A 20,243-nucleotide genomic window follows, 5' to 3' on the forward strand; every position below is an offset into this window, starting at 1 on the left:
TAGTCGGTACCGGTACGGTCGGGACGGACTGAAAGGACTCACTTCTGATGGCCACCCCGCACGGCGGCTCGCGGCTCGGTACCCGGTTCGGCCCGTACGAACTCCGGTCCCTGATCGGAGTCGGCGGGATGGGCGAGGTGTACCGCGCCTACGACACGGTCAAGGGCCGTACGGTCGCGCTGAAACTGCTGCGCGCGGAGATGGCCGCCGACCCGAGCTTCCAGGAGCGCTTCCGCCGCGAGTCCCGCGTCGCGGCCCGGCTGCAGGAACCGCACGTCATCCCGGTGCACGACTTCGGTGACATCGGCGGTGTCCTCTACATCGACATGCGCCTGGTCGAAGGCGCCAGCCTCAAGGACGTATTGCAGGCCGGCGGGCCCCTCGACGCCAAACGGGCGGCCTCGATCATCGCCCAGGTCGCCGCGGCGCTCGACGCCGCGCATGCCGACGGACTCGTCCACCGCGACGTCAAACCCGAGAACGTCCTGCTCAACCCCGACGACTTCGCCTATCTGGTGGATTTCGGGATCGCCCACACCGGTGGGGATCCGGGTGTCACGTCGACCGGGATGATCGTCGGGTCGTCGGCGTACATGGCGCCGGAGCGGTTCAGCGGCGGACCCGTCGGCCCGCCCGCCGACGTGTACTCGCTGACCTGCCTGCTCTACGAGTGCCTGACCGGTAAACCACCGTTCGAGACCGGTGCCCTGCAACAACTGATGAGCGCCCATATGTTCGCGCCGCCGCCGCGGCCGAGCATCATGCGGCGCGGGATCAGCCGCGCGTTCGACGACGTCATCGCCCGGGGGATGGCCAAACAGCCGGGGGACAGGTTCCCGACCGCCGGTGACCTGGCCAAGGCGGCCTCCGCCGCGGCGATGCAGCCCGCAGCGCCCGCCGCCGGTGCCGCCGCCGCAGCGCCGCCGAACAGCACCCGCCAATTCTCGTCGGTGTTCGCCAACCCCGCCGCCACCGGCTTCACCCCGTATCCGCCCGCGGCGCCTCGACCCCCGGCGAAACCGCAGGCGAAGAAGAACACCGCACAGGTGGTGCTGATCGCCGCGATCATCGTGATGTTCGGGGTGGCCGCCGTGCTGGCCGCGATCCTCGCGTTCAACGGGCAGGACAGCACGCCCACGGCCCGCACGACGCTGACCCCCACCACCGCCCCGTACGACGAGAGCATCCCGACCACCACCGAGTCGACCACCCCGAGCACCACACCGTCGACCACCAGCACCACGCCGTCCACGACGAGCACCTCGCCGTCGACGTCGACCACCGCCCCGGCGGGAGTGTCGGGGGCCGACGGGCAGGGTTTCGTCGGCCACTACGCACGGTGCGAATCCGGCGGCTCCCCGGCGGCGATGGTGCGCACCGCGCAGTCACTGGCCATCGTGTGCCGCAACGACGATGACGAGTACTACTACCGCGGCGAACGGCTCAGCGACGGCGCGACGATCGAGCTGCAGGATGCCAAGCCCGCAGGCGGCGGATACGACGTGGTCGACCCGTCCGGCGGTGCCCGCTACGAAGTTCGGCCCGACCGGCTCACCATCGTGAGCAACGGCCGGGCCGATACCTCGGAGCGCGTACTGGAGTACTACTCGGACTAGCTGCGGCTAGTTTCCGTTCTTCGCCGCGCGCTCCTGCTGACGCTTTTCCTTCTCGGTCTCCGCGAGATCCTCGACGCGGTCGGCCTGCGCCCGCTTGGCGGCGGCGTTACCGGCCTTGTCGGCGGCGTCGTCGAGCTTGCCCTGCGCGACCTTCTCGATGCTCCTCTCGGTCGCCGAGATCACGGCCTCTTCCTGGCGGCGGGCGGCCTCGGCCGACTTCACCCGCTGCGCAGCGATCTGGTCGGCCTGCTGCTTGGCGTCGGCGGCCTTCTTCTGGGCGGTCTGCACGGCATTCTGTTTACGCTCGGACGCCGTCTCGCGTGACTCCTTGATCTCACGTTCCCGGTCCTGCTCCGCCTGCATCTGCTCGCGCTTGGCCTGCTCGCGGGTCGATTCGAGATTCGCCTCGGCCTGCTGGTGCACCTCGGTGGCGGTCTCGTCGAGTTGAGCCGCCCGGCGCAGGGCCTCGCTGCGCTCGATCAACGCCGCGCCGCGATGTTCGACCTCGGGTGCGCTGAGTGCATTGCCGACCGCGAGGTCGAGCATGCCCAGCGAGCGTTCGTAGAACAGCCGGGCGGGTGCCTCTGCGTCGAGGCGTGCCACGACCCGGTCCTCGATCACCTGCAGGGGGATCCGGGCGATCTGGTACTGGAATCGCAGTACGGCGAATGGGACGTCGGTGACTCTCATCAATTACTCCTGGGTTCTCTATCGCTGTTCGGGAACATCGGCGTCGGCGGCCAGTTCGTCGGCTTCCTGCCGGATGCGCTCGGCCTCGGCCTTCGCGCCCGCGGCGACCTTGAAGGCGTCGTTGCGCTGAGCGGCGGCGTCGGCGACCTCGGCGGTGGCCGCGGCCTTCTCCGCGCGGGCCTCGGCGTCGGCCCGCTCGGCACGGCGCTGGGCCTCGGTCTCGGCCTGGGCGGTGTCTGCGGCCGCCCGCTGCGCCGCCGCCTGCTCGGCCTGCTGCTTCTGGGCGGCCTGGTCGGCGCGTGCCGCGCGCTCCTGGGCGGCGGTCTCGGCGTTCACGGCCGCGCGCTCCTGCGCACCCTCCTGCCGCGCCTCCGCGACCTCCTGGCGAGCCTGTTCGGCCTCGGCCTCGGCGAGCGCCTCTTGGGCGTTCGCGGCCTTGCGTTCCTTGGCCTGGGTCTGCTCGAGCTGTCCCTCGGCGGTCAGGGAGTCGTTGCCGGTGACGGCGCCGACGACTTCCTTGGCCTTGCCCTTGACCGAGTCGATGAGGCCTTTACGTGCCTGGTCGGACTTGTTGTTCTCAGTCATGAATTCCCCTCAGTAGGTACCTGGAGCAGCATGCCCACTCGCCTGGGAACGACACGTCGATGTGGCCTGGGCCACTATCGGCCGCTCACCCGATCTGGAGGGTTGGGAGATTGCAAAGGGGGGTAAGATCAGACGCGAAGCTGTGAACAGCCTAAACAGCTTGGCGTGCGGAGGACAGCGAACATGTATACCAATGAATTCCCTGAGGAAACCCTTCGAATTAACTTTGAACATTGGTTGTGTGAGGCGATCCGCACCGGCGTTCGCAACGCACATCTCCAGCCCCTGACCCCGCTGAGCGCCCAGACCTGGCAGGCGATCGACGAGGTGGCCGATGCGGCCGCCGCAGTCGGGGGTCAGTCCGCCCACGTCGCCCGCCTGCAGAACGTGGTGCTCGCCGCCCGCGATCAGTTCGCCCGTCAGCTCGACGGAACCCACCGCACGCCCCATATCCTGCTCGGCCGCGCCGCCAGCTAGCCTTTGCGCAAACAAATAAAGTGCGCGGTGATTCATCGCGTGCTGCGTTGACGTAGACGTCAGTTGGTCATGGCAAACGATCTCGGATCGATCACGAAGCCGTTGCGGTTCCCTCGCTGAGCCGGTCGGTCAACCACACAAACCACTACTGTCACACCGGTATCTCGCTTCATGCGGTCCGAAAGGTGTGACATGCCGGCCATGCGACGACTGGCGGCGCTGACCGTGGCGTCGACGACCCTGGCGTCGCTCGTGGTGCCGGTGGCGACGAGCCCGCCCGCCGCCGCCGACCCGTGTTCGGTTCCGGTCGCGGCGCCGTCGGCCCGCAGCGCCAACCCTTCGTTCACCATCCCGCGGTTCCCGATCCTGCACCTGCCGATCGGGCGCAAACCGGCGCCGAAGACGACCGCCGCCGAGGCCGCCCAGTCCGACGCCGCCGTCGCCCCCGACACCGCGCCGACCGCGGCAGCGGCGCCCGCCGCGGCGGGCGCCACCATCGTCGACACGATCGCCGGCCCGAACTCGTCGTCCTACCCGCGGTTCGGCATCTCCGGTGCCGACCTCGGCATCCTGTGGGACAACGGGAACTCCGGTGCGCAGCGCCAGGTGCTGATCGCGTTCGGCGACACCTTCGGCAACTGCAGCCTGCAGGACCAGGAGTGGCGGAAGAACACCCTTTTCCGCAGCGCGACCACCGACCTCTCCAACGGGATGACGGTCACCGACCCGGTGCCCGGCGACAGGTTCGGTGGCTCACCGGTCAACGCCGACCGGCCGAGCTTCTCCCGGCAGGTGATCCAGAGCCTCAACCTGGCCGCCACCGAGGTAACTGTCATCCCCACGGCCGGGATCTCGGTCGGCACCCGGCAATACGTCAACTTCATGTCGGTCAGCCAGTGGGGCGCCCCCGGACAGTGGTCGACGAACTTCTCGGCCGTCGCGGTCTCCGACGACAACGGCGAGACGTGGACGGTGCCACGCACCAGCATCCGGCCCAGTTGGTTCAACACCGTGCCCGGCGTGCAGTTCGTCTGGGGCGACCAGAACTTCCAGATGGGTGCGTACCTGCGGTACAAGGGTTACGTCTACGCCTACGGCACGGGGGCCGGCCGCGGCGGTATGCCGTTCCTGTCCCGCGTCAACGAGAACGCCGTGGCCGACAAATCCGCCTACGAGTACTACACGCCCTTCGGCTGGCTGCGCGGCTTCCCGTTCCTGGCGGTCCAGGTGGTGTGGGCGCCGGGCAGCGAGATGTCGGTGGCGTGGAACGACCACCTGAACAAGTTCGTGATGCTCTACACCAACACGGTGAGCGATGTGGTGATGCGCACCGCCGACAAACCCGAGGGGCCGTGGAGTTCGGCGAAGACGGTCGTCACCTCGGCCGCGGTGCCGGGCGGTATCTACGCCCCGTACATCCACCCGTGGTCGAAGGGCCGCGACCTGTACTTCACGCTGTCACGCTGGTCGGACTACAGCACGCTGCTCATGCACACGTCTCTGGGCTAGACGTGCACATCCCGCAGGCCGACCGCGTTCCGCAGCCCTGAGCAGTTGTAACACCCCACGCAGCCAACACAATTCGAGCACCGGGCGCAGCCGAGGCACGCGACGCACCTGGCGCACGCGAAACACCCCACGCAGGCCAGACACGCGCTGATCGCGAACGACAGTGCGGTGAGCGCGCTTCCGGCCACCGCAGCGCTGCCGGCGGTGCCGATCGAGCCGGTCACCCCGGCGCTGTTCATGGTGCCGACGGACGCCGAGACGCCTGCGCTGTTGAGGGTCCCCACCGACCTGGCCACCCCTGCGCTCGCTCGGGTCGCCTTCGACCGCACCACACCTGGGAGTCGCGTCATCCTGCCGTCTTCCCGTTGTCCACCACGTACACCGCGCCGTGCACCGCCGCGGCGTCATCGCTGGCCAGAAACGCGATGGTCTTGGCGACGTCGGCGACATCCATCATCCCGCGGGGTGCGGCGATGCGCATGATCAGGTTCCAGTCCGCCTGATCGGGTGCGGAGAACTCCGTCGTCTGCGGGGTGACCATGCCGCCGGGGCAGACGGCGTTGATCCGCACCCGGTCCGCGGTGAACTCGATGGCCAGTGCGCGCGTCAGACCGACCAGACCGTGTTTGGCCGCACAGTAGCCCGCCGAGTACACCTCACCCTCGACACCCGCGATGGAGGCGACGTTGACGATGCTGCCGCCGGTCTCGAGCAGGTGCGGTAACGCGGCGCGGCACAGGAAGAACGGGCCGTTGAGGTTGACGGCGAGGTCGTGGTCCCAGTCGGCATCGGACATCGTCGGGGTATGCCGCATCTGGTGGTAGCCGGCGATGTTCGCCAGCACGTCGAGCCTGCCGAACTTCGCGACGCAGTCGTCGACGGCTCGGCGGCAGGCCTCGGGGGAGGTGATGTCGACCGACGCGTACGTCCCGCCGGGCACGTCGGCGAACACCGACGCCATCCGGTCGGCGTCGCGGGAGATCCCGAACACCGTCGCACCGCGCTCGGCGAACACTTTCGCCGTCGCCGCACCCAACCCCGACGACGCGCCCGTCACCAACGCCACCTTGCCGCTCAGCTGTGTCATGGCGACGACTGTCTCACGCCGACGCACGGGGCCGGGCGGGAGGCACGGCCGCCAGCAGGTCCCGGGTGTACGGCTGCTCGGGGGCGGCGAACAAATCCGTCGCCGGCCGGTACTCGACCGCCGCACCGTCGCGCATCACCAGCACGTCGTGGCTCATCCGCTGGATGACCGCGAGGTCGTGGCCGATGAACAGATACGTCAGCCCGAGGTCGCGCTGCAGTCGGGCCAGCAGGTCGAGCACCTTGGACTGGACCGAGACATCAAGGGAGGCAGTCGATTCGTCGAGGATCAGCAGATCAGGTTCGGTCGCCAGCGCGCGGGCGATGCTCACCCGCTGGCGCTGACCGCCGGACAGTTCGTGCGGGTAGCGCGACGCGAAGTCGGTGGGCAACCCGACCAGGTCGAGCAGTTCGGCGACCCGCGCCCGGCGGCCGGCCCGCCCGTCGACCAGTTTGTGCACCGCCAGCGGTTCACCGATCGCCGCACCCACCCGCATCCGGGAGTTCAACGAGGAGAACGGATCCTGGAACACCAGGCTGATCCGCCGCCGTAGCCGCTTCTCGTCGGCGCCCCGCACGGCGAGCACGTCGACGCCGTCCAGCGTCGCCGACCCGGCGTGCGGGGCGACCAGACCGGTCAGCGCGGCGGCGACCGTCGACTTCCCGGACCCGGACTCGCCGACCAGGCCGAGTGTGTTGCCGCGGCGGATCTGGAACGAAAGATCCTGCACCGCATGGACAGTCGAGCGGCCCGTCGGACCGGATACGTCGAACCGGACGTCGAGGCCGTCGACCGCGAGCAGGACAGGAGCGTCCGGGTCGGCGGCTGGAGGACCGTCACCGCCGACGAGCGGGCGCGCCGCCAGCAGCTCGCGGGTGTAGTCGTGCTGCGGGTGGTCGAATACGTCGAGCACCGGGGCCTGCTCGACCGCCACCCCGTTCTGCAGCACGGTGACGTCGTCGGCGACCTGCCCGATCACCCCGAGGTCGTGGCTGATCCACACCACCGCGGTGCCGAAGTCACGCTGCAGATCCCGCACCAGGTCGATGATCTGCGCCTGCGTGGTGACGTCGAGTGCGGTGGTCGGTTCGTCGGCGATGAGCAGTTCCGGGTCGCAGGCCAGGGCGATGGCGATCATCACCCGCTGGCGCTGCCCACCTGACAACTGGTGCGGGTAGGAGTCCAGGCGCCGGTCCGCCTCCGGCAGTCCCACCGCGGTGAGCAGTTCCAGGGCGCGTTCGCGGGCCTGCCGGCGCGTCATGTTCCGGTGCGCCTCGAGGGATTCGGTGATCTGACGTTCCAGCGTCAGCAGGGGGTTGAGCGACGTACCGGGGTCCTGGAACACGAAACCGATGCGCCCGCCGTGCACGGACCGCAGCGTGCGGGCCGAGGCGCCGACCAACTGCGTCGGCGTCTGCCCGCCGAGCCGACTGGAGCCGCCGACCACCGCGCCGGGGGCGTCCAGCAGACCCGTGGCGGCCAGCACCGTCATCGATTTGCCCGACCCCGATTCGCCGACGATGCCCAGCGTCTTGTCCCGCTCGACGGTGAACGAGACCCCGCGCACGATGTCGCGCCTGCCGATCCGCACCTGCAGGTCGGCGACGTCGAGGACCGGTTCGGTCATTGCTTTCTCCGGTGTCATTCTCGCTCCTCGCGTGCGCGTGCCTCGATCATGGTGCGCTGCTTGGGATCCAGCACATCGCGCAGCCCGTCGCCGAGGAGGTTGAACGCCAGGACGATGACGAAGATCGCCGCGCCGGGGAACACCGCCATCCACCACGCCAGCGTCACGAAACCCTGCGAGTCGAAGATCATCCGACCCAGCGACGGCTGGGGCGGTTGAATACCCAGACCGAGGAACGACAGCGCGGCCTCGGACAGGATCGCGAACGCCAGCGACAGCGACGTCTGCACGATCAGCGGTCCCGAGATGTTCGGCAGCACATGCCGGGTCAGGATGTAGAGGTGCCCGGTGCCCATCGTGCGGGACACCGCCACATAGGGTTCCACCCGCACCGACAGGGTGCTCGCCCGGGCCACCCGGGCGAATATCGGCGTGAAGACGATGCCGATCGCCAAGATCGTCGTCGTCACTCCCGGCCCGAGGATCGCCACCACCGCGAGCGCGAGCAGAAGCACCGGGAACGCGAACATCACGTCGACGATGCGCATCAACACGGTGTCCAGCCACCCGCCGCGGTATCCGGCGACCACACCGACGGTCACCCCGACCACGACCGCGAACGACACGCTGACCACCGACACCCGCATCGACGCCTGGATCGCGGCCAGTACGCGTGAGAGCACGTCGCGCCCGAGTTCGTCGGTGCCGAACCAGTGCGCGCCGCTGGGGGCCTGCAACGCGTTCGGCACGTCGATGTCGTTGACGCCGTAGGGGATCAGCCACTGTGCGAACAGCGCGACGACGATGACCACCGCGAGGATGACCGCGCTGACGACCGTGACGGGGTTGCCGAGCAGCAACCGCCACGACGCGATTCGCGTTTCGGGGCTGGTGTGGTCGGCGGGGGCGCTCATGACAGCCGGATCCTCGGGTCGGCGACCGCGTACAGCGCGTCCACGATCAGGTTGATGAGCAAGAACAGGGCGGCCATCAGCAGCACCGCGCCCTGGATGAGGGGGTAGTCGCGGGCGGCGACGGCGTTGTACACGAGCCGGCCCAGGCCGGGCCAGGCGAAGACCACCTCGACGACGATGACGCCGCCCAGGATCGTGGCGAGTTGGATACCGGTGATGGTGAGCACCGGGATCAGCGCGTTGCGCACCGTGTGGCGCAGCGTGACCACCCGCGGCGCAAGGCCTTTCGACCGGGCGGTCCGCACGTAGCCCATCGAGGCGACCTCGAGCACCGCGGACCGGATGTAGCGGGTCATGATCGCCGCCGCCACCAATCCGACGGTCAGCCCCGGCAGGACGATGTGGCGCAGCCAGCCCGCCGGATCGTCGAACAGCGGTCGGTACCCCGACGTCGGCAGCCACCCCAGCGTCGACGAGAACAGCGCGATCAACAGGATGCCGAGCCAGAAGTCCGGGACCGAGACCCCGAACTGGCTGCTCACCCGCACGATCGCATCGCTGACCCGGCCTTCGCGCAGCGCTGCCCAGATGCCCGCGGGCACCGCGATGAGCAGTGCGAACACGATGCCCACCAACCCCAGGGACACCGTCGCGGGCAGGCGGTCGAGCAGGGTGGCGGTGACCGGGTCGCCGTTGCGGAAACTCACCCCGAGATCACCGGTGAGCGCATTGCCCAGATAACTGAAGAACTGCACGATCAACGGGCGGTCCAGGCCGCTCGCCGACCGCAGCGCCTCGTACGCCTCCGGGGTGTAGCGGGTTCCCAGCGCGATGCGCACGGGGTCACCGGGCACCAACTGCACGAGTGCGAACACCACGACCAGCACACCGATCAGCACCACCAGCGAATAGGCGATCCGCCGGGCGAGGAAGCGTACGACGGGGTGGGTGAGCAACGCCGTCATGAGCTTTCGTCCTCACCGAGGACGGCGTCGCGGAAGCGGACCGCACCGTCGCGGCGTGCCTCGTATCCCGACAGGGCCGGGGTCCAGGCCTGGATGACCGACGGGTTGTAGAGGTAGATGTAGCTGACCTCGTCGGCGATGCGGGTGGCGGCCTTGGCGTAGACGTCGTGGCGCGCGTCGCGGTCGGTCTCCACGCGGCCGGCGTCGAGCAGGCGGTCCACCTCCGGGTCGGAGAACTTCTGGGCGTTGCTGGTGCCGTTCGTGTGGTGCTGGGCGTAGTAGAAGTCGTCGGGGTCGATGTTGCCGAGCCAACCCATCATCAGCATGTCGAAGTTGCCGTTGTTCTGTTCGTCGAGCCAGGTGGCGAAGTCCACGGTGCGGATGTCGACCGTGATCCCCAGCGGGGCGAGGTTGTCGGCGATGATCTGCGCGGCGGTGACCGTCTCGGGATACTCGCTGGTGACCAGCATGTCGAGCCGGTCCGGTTCGGCGTTCGCCTCGGCCAGCAGGCTCCTGGCCTTCTCGAGATCGGCGGAGTACCGGTCGTACGGGGTGTACCAGGGGTTGCCCTCGGGGATCGCGAGCTGATTCTCGGCCGCGGTGCCGTAGCTCGTGGCGGCGACGATCGCCTCGCGGTCGATGCCGTAGGCGATCGCCTGGCGCACCCGCACGTCGTTCCACGGGGCACGCGCCTCGTTGAGCGCCAGATACCAGTAGTCATTGCTCGGTGTGACGGCGAGGCGCAGGGACTCGTCGTCACGCAGCTGCGAAACCCGTTGCGGGGGAACCGAGTCGGTCCAGTCGATCTCGCCTGCCTGCAGGGCCGACAACGCCGTCGACGGTTCGGAGATGAACCGGAACGTGACCCCCGAGATGCGGGGCGGTCCACCCCAGAACGAGGGGTTGGCGCGCAACGTGATCGAGTCACCGCTGGTGGCGCCGGCGAACGAGAACGGTCCGGTCCCGACGGGATGGGTGGCGATGCGTCCGCTCTCGACGTTGGCCCGCGACACGATCGCCATCCCCTTGAACCCGCCGAGGTTGGTCAGCAGGTTCGGGGTGGGTTTGTCGACGGTGATGCGCACGGTGGCGGGGTCGACGGCGGTGACGTCGGTGACGGCGCTGAACTTGTCGACGTTGGTGAGTTCCTCGTCGATGATGCGGCGGTAGGAGTAGACGACGTCGTCGGCGGTGAACGGCGAGCCGTCGTGGAAGGTCACGCCGCGCCGCAGGTGGAACGTCCACACCCGCTGGTCGGGGCTGACCTCCCAGCTCTCGGCGAGCGCCGGGCGCATCTCGAGGGCGGCGTCGGGTTCGACCAGGGTGTCGAACACGTTCTCGAGCACCTCGAACGAGAAGTACGCGCTGGTCTTGTGCGGGTCGAGTTGGTCGGGTTCGCCCGCGATCGCGGCTACGAGATTGCCCGAGGTGGCGTCACCGAGGTCTACGCGTTCTGCGGTGGAACAGCCCGTGACCGCCAGCAGCAGCGCCACGATCAGGGCCAGGCCGGCAGCCTGCACCGCGTCACGCCGCATCACGACCACCTCAAGATCAATCGGGCACCTCCCCGCTTCTTACCCCACGCGGTCGTCCCCGCAAACGCCGAAGCGGTGAACCGGTGACTTCACGGGAGGCCGACTGCCATACTGACCCCGATGACCACCATCTCGCGAGTGATCGCCGCCGTCGTCCTGGCGCTCGGGGTCGCCGTCGGCGCGGCCGGACCGGCGCAGGCCGAGCAGCAGGTGCTGCAGGGGATCTACACCTACACCCAGGCCGACGGTCTGAGCGGTGAGTGGACGATCTTCCCGTCGTGTGTCCCCACCGTGGGGGACCTGCGCGAACCGCTGTACCTACCGGTGGCCTGCCGGCTGCACGTGACGTCGTTCGAGGGCGTCCAGGGTGGGGACGCGGTGCTCACCAACGGTGTGTGGGCCTACGACACCACGATCGCCGACGGAATCACCTGCTCCGACGGCAGTCCACTGCAGGTCGTCGAGATCTACGAGTTCAACACCGAAACCATGTCCGGCACGCGCACCAACACCCACGCGCCGGGTTGCAACGGCGAACTGCCCGCCACGATGATCAAGACGCCGTTCAGTTTGGCGTACAAGACTGAACTGCCGATCCCGGTCGACAAGTACCCGCTGATCTGTGAGCCGGGCGGCCTGCGGCGCTGCTTCTAGATCTCTGCGGGCCGCTCAGGCGGTGAACCCGCCGTCGACTGTCCAGTTGGCGCCGGTCACGTAGCCGGCGTCGGGGCCGGCCAGGTAGCTCGCCACGCCCGCCACGTCGGTGGGGTTCCCGTAATGCCCGACGGCGATGATTTCCCTTGCCGCGTCGGCGAACTCGCCTTCGGCGGGGTTCATGTCCGTCGCGATCGGCCCGGGCGCGACGGTGTTGACCGTGATGCCGCGCGGCCCGAGTTCGCGGGCCAGGCCGCGGGTCAGCCCCGCCACCGCGGCCTTCGTCATCGCGTACACCGACAGACCGGGCGACGGGACCCGGTCGGCGTTGACGCTGCCGATGTTGATGATGCGCCCGCCGTCGCCGAGATGCGGGACCGCGCACTGGATCGCCACGAACACGCCGCGGACATTGACCGCCACCAGGCGGTCGAACTGGTCGAGCGGAAACGACTCGACCGCGCCGAGATGGGCCACCCCGGCGTTGTTGACCAGGATGTCGAGGCCGCCGAGGCGGGTGACCGTCTCGTCGACCGCCGAGGCGATCTGCCCGGCGTCCGAACTGTCCGCGCGGATCGGCAACACCCGGCCGCCACCGCGGGACACGTCGACCACGACCTTGTCCGCATCGCTCACCGACGACCCGTACGTGAACGCCACGGCCGCCCCCTCGAAGGCCAGCCGGCGCACGATCTCCGCGCCGATACCGCGTGATCCGCCGGTCACCAGCGCCCGCCGACCGGCCAGTCTCTGTTCCACCGCAGCCGTCATGGTCTCACCCTATGGTGAACACATCCCGACGGAAGGCAAGAGCGCATGACCAAACGGATCGTCGTGTGGGGCACCGGCTTCGTCGGCAAGATGGTGATCGCCGAGATCGACCGGCATCCGCTCTTCGAGCTCGTCGGCGTCGGGGTGAGCAACCCGGCCAAGGTCGGACGCGACGCGGGGGAGATCTGCGGGCTCGGCCACCCGATCGGCGTGACCGCCACCGACGACGTCGACGCGCTCATCGCGCTCGACCCCGACGCCCTGGTGCACTTCGGGCCCACCGCCGCACATGCCGACGCCAACATCGCGGTGATCACCCGCTTCCTGCGCGCGGGTATCGACGTGTGCTCGACGGCGATGACGCCGTGGGTGTGGCCCACCATGCACCTCAACCCGCCCGAGTGGATCATGCCGGTGACCGAGGCGTGCGAACTCGGTGAATCGTCGTGTTTCACCACCGGCATCGACCCCGGTTTCGCCAACGACCTGTTCCCCATGACGCTGATGGGTGTGTGCTCAGAGGTCAAGCGCGTCCGCGCGGCCGAACTGCTCGACTACACCAACTACACCGGCGACTACGAGAACGAGATGGGCATCGGCAGGCCACCCGGGCACCGCGCGCTGCTCGAAACCCCCGACATCCTCGTATTCGCTTGGGGGGCAACGGTTCCGATGATCGCTCAGGCGGCGGGCATCATGCTCGACGAGATCACCACCACCTACGACAAGTGGGTCACGCCGACGGAGCGCACGAGCGCCAAGGGCGTCATCGAGGCGGGCAGCGTCGCCGCGGTCCGGTTCACCATCAACGGCGTCTACCGCGGCGAGACCCGCATCCAGCTCGAACACGTCAACCGCATCGGCGCCGACGCCGCACCTGACTGGCCGTCGGGAACGCAGAACGACGTCTACCGCGTCGAGATCGACGGCACGCCGAGCATCGTGCAGGAGACCGCGTTCCGCTTCACCGACGGCTCCGGACGCGACGCCGCCGCCGCCGGCTGCCTGGCCACCGGCATGCGGGCGCTCAACGCGGTGCCCGCCGTCAACGACCTGCGGCCGGGGTGGGTCACGGCACTGGATTTACCGTTGATCGCCGGAGCGGGCACAATTCGCTGACATGACGGACGCAACCGGGCTGTCGATCGGGGCCACCGCACTGACGGCGGTGGTCGTGGACCGCGCGGCCGTGCGGCGCTCACCGGTGCTGACGCTGTTCCCGCACCGGCCGCCGGAGGTCGGCGTGCCGAGCGAGAACCCCCGCCTCGACGAGCGCGGGCTCGTCATCACCGACTTCGTCGACCGCGTCGGGGACCCGGTCGGCATCCTCGCCGCCGACGGGACCAGCCACCGCGGCGCGACGCTGGTGGCCGATGCGCTGCGGGCCCTGCTCTATGCGCTGCCCCGCGGTCACGAACCGGGCGCACCGATAGGGGTCACCCACCCGGCCCACTGGCACGCCGGATCCGTCGACGCGCTGCGCGCCGCCCTGGCCGAGATCGCCGAGTTCGGCCCGGCCACCCCCGTCCTGCCCGACGCGGCGGCCGCGCTGACGGCGTTGCAGGCCGAACCGGGTCTGCCCACCCGCGGCCTGATCGCGCTCTGCGACTTCGGCGGCTCGGGGACGAGCATCACCGTGGTGGACGCCGCCGACGGATATCGACCCGTCGCCCCGACCGTCCGCCATCTCGACCTGTCCGGTGACCTGATCGATCAGGCGCTGCTGACGCACGTCCTCGCCGGTGTCCCTGACTCGGCGGACCTGTCCGGAACGTCGGCGATCGGCTCACTGACCCGGTTGCGGGGCCAGTGCCGCGCCGCCAAGGAGCGGTTGTCGACCGACACGGTGACCGCGTTGAGCGCCGAACTGCCGGGCAGCGCCGGCGAGGTCCGGGTCACGCGTACCGAACTCGACGACGTGGTGCGCGGCCCACTCGCCGAATTCGTCGACGTGCTGCGCCACACCATCGAGCGCACCGGTGCGCGACCGGCCGACCTGGCCGCGGTGGCCACTGCAGGCGGGGGTGCGCGCATACCGATCGTCACGACCGCCCTGTCGGAGAACTTCCGCGTCCCTGTGGTCACCACCCCGCGGCCGGAACTGTCGGCCGCGATCGGTGCCGGGCTGACCGCCGTGCGCGGGCCCGACGACGACCACACCGCACTCGCCGCGGCAGCCCCGCTCACGGCGGCCGCGCCGGCCGCGTTCGAAAACGCCGAATCGGGCACCTTCGGAGCGCTGGCGTGGTCGGACGCCGACGACATCCCCGATGTCGCACCCGCCGCCTACGAGGCCGACCCGGCCGCCGACCCGCAGGATCTTCGGCCGCGACTGATGTTCGGCGCCGCCGAGTCCGCCGCGGACGACCGGCCCGCCGTGGTGCCGTGGTACCGGCGGACGCCGGTGGCGCTGGCGATCGGGGCGGCGGCAGTGCTCGCGGCGCTCGCCGCGGCGGTGTTCCTGGTCAACCGCGACGACGGTGACGCACCCGCGACGACGGACACCACCACCCCTGTGACGACGACCACCGAGGGCCCGGCGCCGGCCGCGCCACCGCCGGTCGACAATCCCGAACCCCAGGCCCCCGCGCCCGAGACCGTCACCCAGCAGGCGCCACCGCCGGCGGCCACCGAGGCGCCACCGCCGCCGCCGGCCCAGGAGCCGCCACCGCCACCGCCGGCCGAGGAGCCGCCGCCCCCGCCGCCGGCCGAAGAGCCGCCACCCCCGCCGCCCACCACGCAGCCGCCGCCGGTGATCCCGACGTTGCCCTACACCACGATCCCGGGTCTGCCGTTCGTCCCGGCACCTCCCGGCTTCGGCGGTTAGCGCGCGCGGCGCACGCCGGTCACCGCCGAGCGGGGCAGCCGGCCGGCCCGCGAGTGGCCGGTCATCCGGTCGCCGGCGACGACGACGTCGAAGGCGAGGTGCAGCCGCATGGGCCTGGTCACCGACTGTCGCCACGTCACCCGTTGTCCGTCCGGTTCGTCGGTGACCGTGATGTCGTGCAGCGCAACGGTTTCGTCCCTGGAGGTCGCGCTGCCACGCAGGGCTCCTCCGTCAACGACGAATTCGTAAGTGGTGGAAAGGGATCCGATCGGGGTCCTGATCCGCACGTCCCATTGGCCGACGACCCCCGTCACACCGACACCGGGATGCGGCCGCGGTTGCTCCACACCGTGCCGCGCCGTTCATAGGCGAACAGCGATTCGACCGCGGCCGCGATCTGCGGGCCGTAGCTGCGGTCGAGCAGGTGCAGCGCCAACTCCAGCCCGGAGGTGACCCCCGCGGCGGTGACCAGGTCGCCGTCGTCGACCACCCGGGCGGGTACGGCGTGCGCGCCGGTCGCCTCGAGCATGTCCATGCCGAGGTGGTGGGTGACGGCGAACCTGCCTTCGAGCAAACCGGCCATGGCCAGGGCGAGGGAGCCGCCACAGACTGTGGCCACCGTGACCTCCGGATCGGCCATGGCCCGGCGCATCAGCGGGATCGCCACCGTATCGCCGAAGCGCGCCAACAGGACCGGGATGGTCTCGACCCCCTCGTCGGGGTCACCCTCGATCGGCCCAGCGGCGCCCGGCACGATCACGAAACCCGGCCGGTGCGGGTCCAATCCGGACGTCGCGTGCAGGACCAGGCCCCGGCTGCCGCTGACCACCGGCCGCGGTCCCTCCGCGGAGACGAGTTCCACGGTCAGGTCACCCCCGACGGCGTCGCTGCCGGCGACGAGGACCTCGAAGGGCGCGATGACGTCGAGTGGGTCGAATCCGTCGAACAGCACGATCTGGGCATCCATGCCGACCAGCGTGCCCGCGCCGGCTGCGCTCCGGGAGTGGCCAGATCGCCAAACCACGCCGATATCTTGCCAGCGTGACTGTTATGGTGCCGCCATGCACACCGTCGCGGTCCTGGCCCTGCCGGACGTCATCGCCTTCGACCTCGCCACCGCCGTGGAGGTGTTCGGCCGCGCCCGAAAAACCGATGGCACAACGGCTTACGACGTTCGGGTCTGCGCCACCGCAGCGCAGGTCGACGCCGGGCCGCTGCGCATCGGCACCGACCACGGCATCGACGCGCTGGCCGACGCCGACACGATCGTGGTGCCGGGCTGCAACGACATCGGCGCCGAGGCGCCCGCCGACGTGCTGGAGACGTTGCGCGCCGCGCACGCCGCGGGTGCGCGGGTCGCGTCGATCTGCACCGGCGCCTTCACGGTGGCCGCGGCGGGGTTGCTCGACGGCAGGCGGGCCACCACCCACTGGATGGCCGCCGACGCGTTCCGCGCCGCGTTCCCGGCCGTGCATCTGGACCCGGACGTGCTCTACGTCGACGAGGGACAGGTGCTGACCTCGGCAGGCGCGTCGGCGGGTCTGGACCTGTGCCTGCACATGGTGGCGCGCGACCACGGCGCCGCGGTGGCCGCGGACTCCGCCCGCATGGCGGTCGCACCCCTGCACCGCGGCGGCGGGCAGGCGCAGTTCATCCTGCGCAACCGGGCGGCCACCGGTCCGCTCGCCGAACACACCCGCCTCGACGGCGTACTGGCCTGGCTCGAAGAGCACGCCCACCGGGACCTGACGCTCGCCGACATCGCGCAGTACGCGTCGATGAGCGTGCGCACGCTGAACCGGCGCTTTCAGGCCGAGACCGGTCAGACCCCGATGCAGTGGGTGACCGGGGTGCGGGTCCGGCACGCCCAGCAACTCCTGGAGACCACCGGTTTCGGCGTCGAACGCGTCGGCCGCCAGGTCGGGTTCAGCTCACCGGCGAACTTCCGCGAACAGTTCCGCCGGCTCACCGGCGTCGCACCGCTGAGCTACCGCAACACGTTCCGGGAGCGCGTCGCCGGCTGATCAGCGGTTCTTGGGCCGCTTGTGCAGCACGAGATGGGCCAGCGGGATCTGCGTCTGCTCCGGTGCGGCGGCCAGGCGCGCGGCGATGCCGGCCTCGAGGCGGTCGAGGAACTGTCCGGCACGCGGATCGTCACGGCCGCCGTCGAGGGCGCCCACCATCGTTGGGAACACCGACGCCCTTGCGAACTGACCCCAGTTGTCGCCGAAAGCCTTGGCGTCCTTGTCCATTCGGTACTGGGCGAAGAACCTGTCCTCACCGTCGAATATCTCGAGGTGTTCGATCTCCAGGCGTTCGAAACGGCCCGACGGGGCGAACGGCGCCATGAAATCAGCGGCACGTCTGCTCACGGTCGGAATCGTCATGCGCACCACTTCGTCCTGGCGCACCAGCCCCCGCCCGGCGAGTTCTGTCAGCGAATCGGTCAACGCGGCCAGCAGCGGCCGGTAGCCGTACTCGCCGTCCTCACCGATGCCCATGGTCATCACCACCAGACGCCCGCCCGGACACAGTTCGCGGCCCCGGAACGCGATGAACTCATGCCAGTCGTGGGCGGCCTGGCGGGCGTAGGCGGTGCGCAGCGCCTCCTCGGCGGTGTGGGCGACCTGCAGATGATCGGGCACCGGGGCGGGCACCCGGCTCAGCCACTGAATCGCATACGAACTCCAGCCCAGGGTCACGCTGTTGGACGGCAGGATCTGCGAGTAGAACGACCGGCCGACCGCCGACGCGAACGACGCGCCGTCCTTGCGGAGATACGAATCCGGGTCCTCGGTCAGCGTGCGGAACATCGCGGTGAAGTCGTTCTCGGGTACGTCGGTGTGCGCCACCAGCACCGAGTGCTCGCGGGTGGTCCTGGTGCGCAGGACGGCGATCGCCGCGCAGATCGGCAGCAGCGAGTTGTGCGCGGTGGCGGCGCCGTAGTCGGCGATCGCGATGGGCTGCGGCGGCGCGGGCAGCGGCACCACCCGAGCGGCCTGCTCGAACAGGGCGATGGCCGGACGCAGACCGGCCGCCTGCAGCCGCGATCCGGCGGTGAAGTAGGCGCTGTCCATCGGCTGCGGACGGACCACGACGCTGGACTCGGGCACGAGCGGACTTCCTTCGAACGGACGACACCTCCGACGGTAGTCGCCGCGCGGCGGATTCGGCGCGCAAGTGCCCGAGAGGCGTCAGTGGCCGCGTGCCACCCAGTCGTCGTAGTTGACGATCTCGTCGCCGACGGTGGTGGTGTCGCCGTGGCCGGTGTAGACGACGGTGTCCCCGGGCAGGGTGCCGAGGCGTCCGGAGATCGAGTCGAGGATGGTGGGGAAGTCGGAGAACGACCGCCCGGTGGCACCGGGGCCGCCCTGGAACAGGGTGTCCCCGGAGAACACCGCACCGAGGTCGGGGGCGTACCAGCAGACCGAACCCGGCGAGTGCCCCGGGGTGTGCAGGGCGCGCAGTTCGATCCCGCCCGCGCGCAGCGTCGCACCGTCCTCGACGGCGCGGAACGTCTTGTCCGGGTGGGTCATCTGCCAGAGCATGTCGTCGGCCGGGTGCAGCAGCACCGGGGCGTCGAGCGCCTGACCGAGTTCGGGTGCCACGGTGACGTGGTCGTTGTGGCCGTGGGTGCAGATCACCGCGACGACGTTGCGCCCGCCGACGGCCATCACGATCGGGGCCGCGTCGTGGGCGGCGTCGAAGACGATCACCTCGTCGTCGTCGCCGACGACCCAGATGTTGTTGTCGACCTCCCAGGACCCGCCGTCGAGTTCGAACGTGCCGTGGGTGACCACCCGCTGGATCGGTCCGCCGCTCATCATCACAGGACCACCACTGAGCGCAGCACCTCACCGGCGTGCATCTTGTGGAAGGCGTCCTCGATGCCGTCGAGGCCGATGCGTTCGGAGACGAACTTGTCCAACGGCAACCGGCCCTGCAGATAGAGACTGATCAGCGTGGGGAAGTCCCGTTCGGGCAGGCAGTCGCCGTACCACGACGACTTCAGCGATCCGCCACGGGAGAAGAAGTCCACCAGTGGCATCTCCAACCGCATGTCCGGGGTCGGAACACCCACCAGCACAACGGTTCCCGCCAGATCGCGGGCGTAGAACGCCTGCTTCCAGGTCTCGGGCCTTCCGACCGCGTCGATCACCACGTCGGTGCCGAATCCGTCGGTGAGCTCCTGGATGGCCTCGACCACGTCGTCGACGCTGCGGGCGTTGATCGTGTCGGTGGCGCCGAACTCGCGCGCCCACTGCAGCTTCTTGTCGTCGGTGTCGACGGCGATGATCTTCTTTGCCCCGACCAGCGCCGCACCCGCGATCGCCGCGTCACCGACGCCGCCGCAGCCGATCACCGCGACGGTGTCGTCGCGGCCCACCGCGCCGGTGTTGATCGCGGCCCCGATACCGGCCATCACGCCGCAGCCGAGCAGCCCGGCCACCGCCGGATCGGCCGCCGGATCGACCTTCGTGCACTGCCCCTCGTGCACCAGGGTCTTGTCGGCGAACGCGCCGATGCCCAGCGCCGGGGTCAGCTCCGTGCCATCGGTCAGCGTCATCTTCTGCGCGGCGTTGTGGGTGTCGAAACACAGATGGGGGCGGCCCCGCTTACACGCCCGGCACTGTCCGCACACCGCACGCCAGTTCAGGATCACGAAATCGCCCGGCACCACATTGGTGACACCCTCGCCGACCGACTCCACGGTCCCGGCCGCCTCGTGGCCCAACAGGAACGGGTACTCGTCGTTGATCCCGCCCTCGCGGTAGGTCAGATCGGTGTGGCACACCCCGCACGCGATGATGTCGACGACCACCTCACCCGGACCCGGATCCGGGACCACGATGTCGACCACTTCCACCGGCTGCTGCTTGGACCGGGAGATCACCCCGCGCACTGTCTGACTCATCCCTACAACCTAATGCCTCGGCGGTGGGAACGAATCGTGTCGGTCTCGGCCAAACCCATGGTTGAACCGTC

General features: G+C 69.8%; 21 protein-coding genes. 7 read left to right on the plus strand and 14 right to left on the minus strand.

The features are described 5' to 3' along the window. Window positions 1–47: 47 nt before the first annotated feature. Window positions 48–1,616: a serine/threonine-protein kinase gene (locus tag G6N49_RS05940; protein WP_011560783.1), complete on the plus strand. Its 1,569-nt coding sequence runs from the start codon at window positions 48–50 to the stop codon at window positions 1,614–1,616. A 6-nt stretch (window positions 1,617–1,622) separates the two neighbouring features. On the opposite strand, the gene G6N49_RS05945 is transcribed toward G6N49_RS05940, so the two are convergent. Then, complete coding sequence (locus G6N49_RS05945; RefSeq protein ID WP_011560782.1) at window positions 1,623–2,306, minus strand: hypothetical protein; 684 nt, start codon at window positions 2,304–2,306, stop codon at window positions 1,623–1,625. Window positions 2,307–2,324: 18 nt separating this feature from the next. Further along, window positions 2,325–2,891, minus strand: a complete 567-nt coding sequence (locus tag G6N49_RS05950; protein WP_011560781.1) for a CsbD family protein — start codon at window positions 2,889–2,891, stop codon at window positions 2,325–2,327. A gap of 183 nt (window positions 2,892–3,074) precedes the next feature. On the opposite strand from G6N49_RS05950, the gene G6N49_RS05955 reads away from it, so the two are divergent. Next, complete coding sequence (locus tag G6N49_RS05955; RefSeq protein WP_011560780.1) at window positions 3,075–3,368, plus strand: hypothetical protein; 294 nt, start codon at window positions 3,075–3,077, stop codon at window positions 3,366–3,368. 192 nt (window positions 3,369–3,560) lie between these two features. Then, window positions 3,561–4,877, plus strand: a complete 1,317-nt coding sequence (locus G6N49_RS05960) for a glycoside hydrolase family 183 protein (RefSeq protein WP_011856071.1) — start codon at window positions 3,561–3,563, stop codon at window positions 4,875–4,877. On the opposite strand, the gene G6N49_RS05965 is transcribed toward G6N49_RS05960, so the two are convergent. Genes G6N49_RS05965 through G6N49_RS05990 form a run of 6 tightly spaced genes read right to left on the minus strand, consistent with a single transcriptional unit; the run spans window position 4,874 to window position 11,005 of the window. Then, the gene (locus tag G6N49_RS05965) at window positions 4,874–5,227 is read right to left on the minus strand and encodes a hypothetical protein (protein ID WP_011768295.1); all 354 of its coding nucleotides are present in this window, start codon (window positions 5,225–5,227) and stop codon (window positions 4,874–4,876) included. The genes G6N49_RS05960 and G6N49_RS05965 overlap by 4 nt on opposite strands. Then, complete coding sequence (locus G6N49_RS05970; RefSeq protein ID WP_011768294.1) at window positions 5,224–5,964, minus strand: SDR family NAD(P)-dependent oxidoreductase; 741 nt, start codon at window positions 5,962–5,964, stop codon at window positions 5,224–5,226. Before G6N49_RS05970 ends, G6N49_RS05965 begins: the two co-directional genes overlap by 4 nt. Before the next feature lie 13 nt (window positions 5,965–5,977). Beyond that, window positions 5,978–7,591 carry an ABC transporter ATP-binding protein gene (locus G6N49_RS05975; RefSeq protein WP_041309737.1) on the minus strand — a complete coding sequence of 538 codons (1,614 nt, stop codon included), beginning with the start codon at window positions 7,589–7,591 and terminating at the stop codon, window positions 5,978–5,980. Between the two features lie 14 nt (window positions 7,592–7,605). Next, complete coding sequence (locus G6N49_RS05980; protein ID WP_011560776.1) at window positions 7,606–8,505, minus strand: ABC transporter permease; 900 nt, start codon at window positions 8,503–8,505, stop codon at window positions 7,606–7,608. Beyond that, a complete protein-coding gene (locus G6N49_RS05985; RefSeq protein WP_011560775.1) occupies window positions 8,502–9,470 on the minus strand; it encodes an ABC transporter permease in 969 nt (322 codons plus the stop codon). Before G6N49_RS05985 ends, G6N49_RS05980 begins: the two co-directional genes overlap by 4 nt. Then, a complete protein-coding gene (locus G6N49_RS05990; RefSeq protein WP_083045358.1) occupies window positions 9,467–11,005 on the minus strand; it encodes an ABC transporter substrate-binding protein in 1,539 nt (512 codons plus the stop codon). Before G6N49_RS05990 ends, G6N49_RS05985 begins: the two co-directional genes overlap by 4 nt. A gap of 120 nt (window positions 11,006–11,125) precedes the next feature. On the opposite strand from G6N49_RS05990, the gene G6N49_RS05995 reads away from it, so the two are divergent. Continuing rightward, window positions 11,126–11,659, plus strand: a complete 534-nt coding sequence (locus G6N49_RS05995) for a hypothetical protein (protein ID WP_011560773.1) — start codon at window positions 11,126–11,128, stop codon at window positions 11,657–11,659. 15 nt (window positions 11,660–11,674) lie between these two features. On the opposite strand, the gene G6N49_RS06000 is transcribed toward G6N49_RS05995, so the two are convergent. After that, window positions 11,675–12,430, minus strand: a complete 756-nt coding sequence (locus G6N49_RS06000; RefSeq protein WP_011560772.1) for a 3-oxoacyl-ACP reductase family protein — start codon at window positions 12,428–12,430, stop codon at window positions 11,675–11,677. A gap of 45 nt (window positions 12,431–12,475) precedes the next feature. Here G6N49_RS06000 and G6N49_RS06005 point away from each other — a divergent pair, with 45 nt between their 5' ends. Beyond that, complete coding sequence (locus tag G6N49_RS06005) at window positions 12,476–13,549, plus strand: NAD(P)H-dependent amine dehydrogenase family protein (RefSeq protein ID WP_011856070.1); 1,074 nt, start codon at window positions 12,476–12,478, stop codon at window positions 13,547–13,549. Window position 13,550: 1 nt separating this feature from the next. Beyond that, the gene (locus G6N49_RS06010) at window positions 13,551–15,257 is read left to right on the plus strand and encodes an Hsp70 family protein (RefSeq protein WP_011560769.1); all 1,707 of its coding nucleotides are present in this window, start codon (window positions 13,551–13,553) and stop codon (window positions 15,255–15,257) included. On the opposite strand, the gene G6N49_RS06015 is transcribed toward G6N49_RS06010, so the two are convergent. Beyond that, window positions 15,254–15,571 carry a hypothetical protein gene (locus G6N49_RS06015; protein ID WP_011768293.1) on the minus strand — a complete coding sequence of 106 codons (318 nt, stop codon included), beginning with the start codon at window positions 15,569–15,571 and terminating at the stop codon, window positions 15,254–15,256. The two genes, G6N49_RS06010 and G6N49_RS06015, sit on opposite strands and share 4 nt — an antisense overlap. Next, the gene (locus tag G6N49_RS06020; RefSeq protein WP_011560767.1) at window positions 15,568–16,224 is read right to left on the minus strand and encodes a DJ-1/PfpI family protein; all 657 of its coding nucleotides are present in this window, start codon (window positions 16,222–16,224) and stop codon (window positions 15,568–15,570) included. The genes G6N49_RS06015 and G6N49_RS06020 overlap by 4 nt, the downstream gene beginning before the upstream one ends. A 94-nt stretch (window positions 16,225–16,318) precedes the next feature. Here G6N49_RS06020 and G6N49_RS06025 point away from each other — a divergent pair, with 94 nt between their 5' ends. Next, window positions 16,319–17,281, plus strand: coding sequence for a GlxA family transcriptional regulator (locus tag G6N49_RS06025; RefSeq protein WP_011560766.1), 963 nt, complete (start codon window positions 16,319–16,321; stop codon window positions 17,279–17,281). On the opposite strand, the gene G6N49_RS06030 is transcribed toward G6N49_RS06025, so the two are convergent. The 3 genes from G6N49_RS06030 to G6N49_RS06040 all read right to left on the minus strand — a co-directional run bounded on the left by G6N49_RS06030 (window position 17,282) and on the right by G6N49_RS06040 (window position 20,172). After that, the gene (locus G6N49_RS06030) at window positions 17,282–18,370 is read right to left on the minus strand and encodes a class I SAM-dependent methyltransferase (protein WP_011560765.1); all 1,089 of its coding nucleotides are present in this window, start codon (window positions 18,368–18,370) and stop codon (window positions 17,282–17,284) included. It lies immediately after the preceding gene. Window positions 18,371–18,451: 81 nt separating this feature from the next. After that, entirely contained in the window at window positions 18,452–19,081 is a 630-nt protein-coding gene (locus tag G6N49_RS06035) for an MBL fold metallo-hydrolase (RefSeq protein WP_041309736.1), read from the minus strand. A gap of 2 nt (window positions 19,082–19,083) precedes the next feature. Then, on the minus strand, window positions 19,084–20,172 hold the full coding sequence (locus G6N49_RS06040; RefSeq protein ID WP_011560763.1) for an S-(hydroxymethyl)mycothiol dehydrogenase: 1,089 nt from the start codon (window positions 20,170–20,172) through the stop codon (window positions 19,084–19,086). Window positions 20,173–20,243 lie beyond the last annotated feature (71 nt).

Origin of the sequence: Mycolicibacterium monacense (genome assembly GCF_010731575.1) — a bacterium.
Lineage (GTDB): Bacteria > Actinomycetota > Actinomycetes > Mycobacteriales > Mycobacteriaceae > Mycobacterium > Mycobacterium monacense.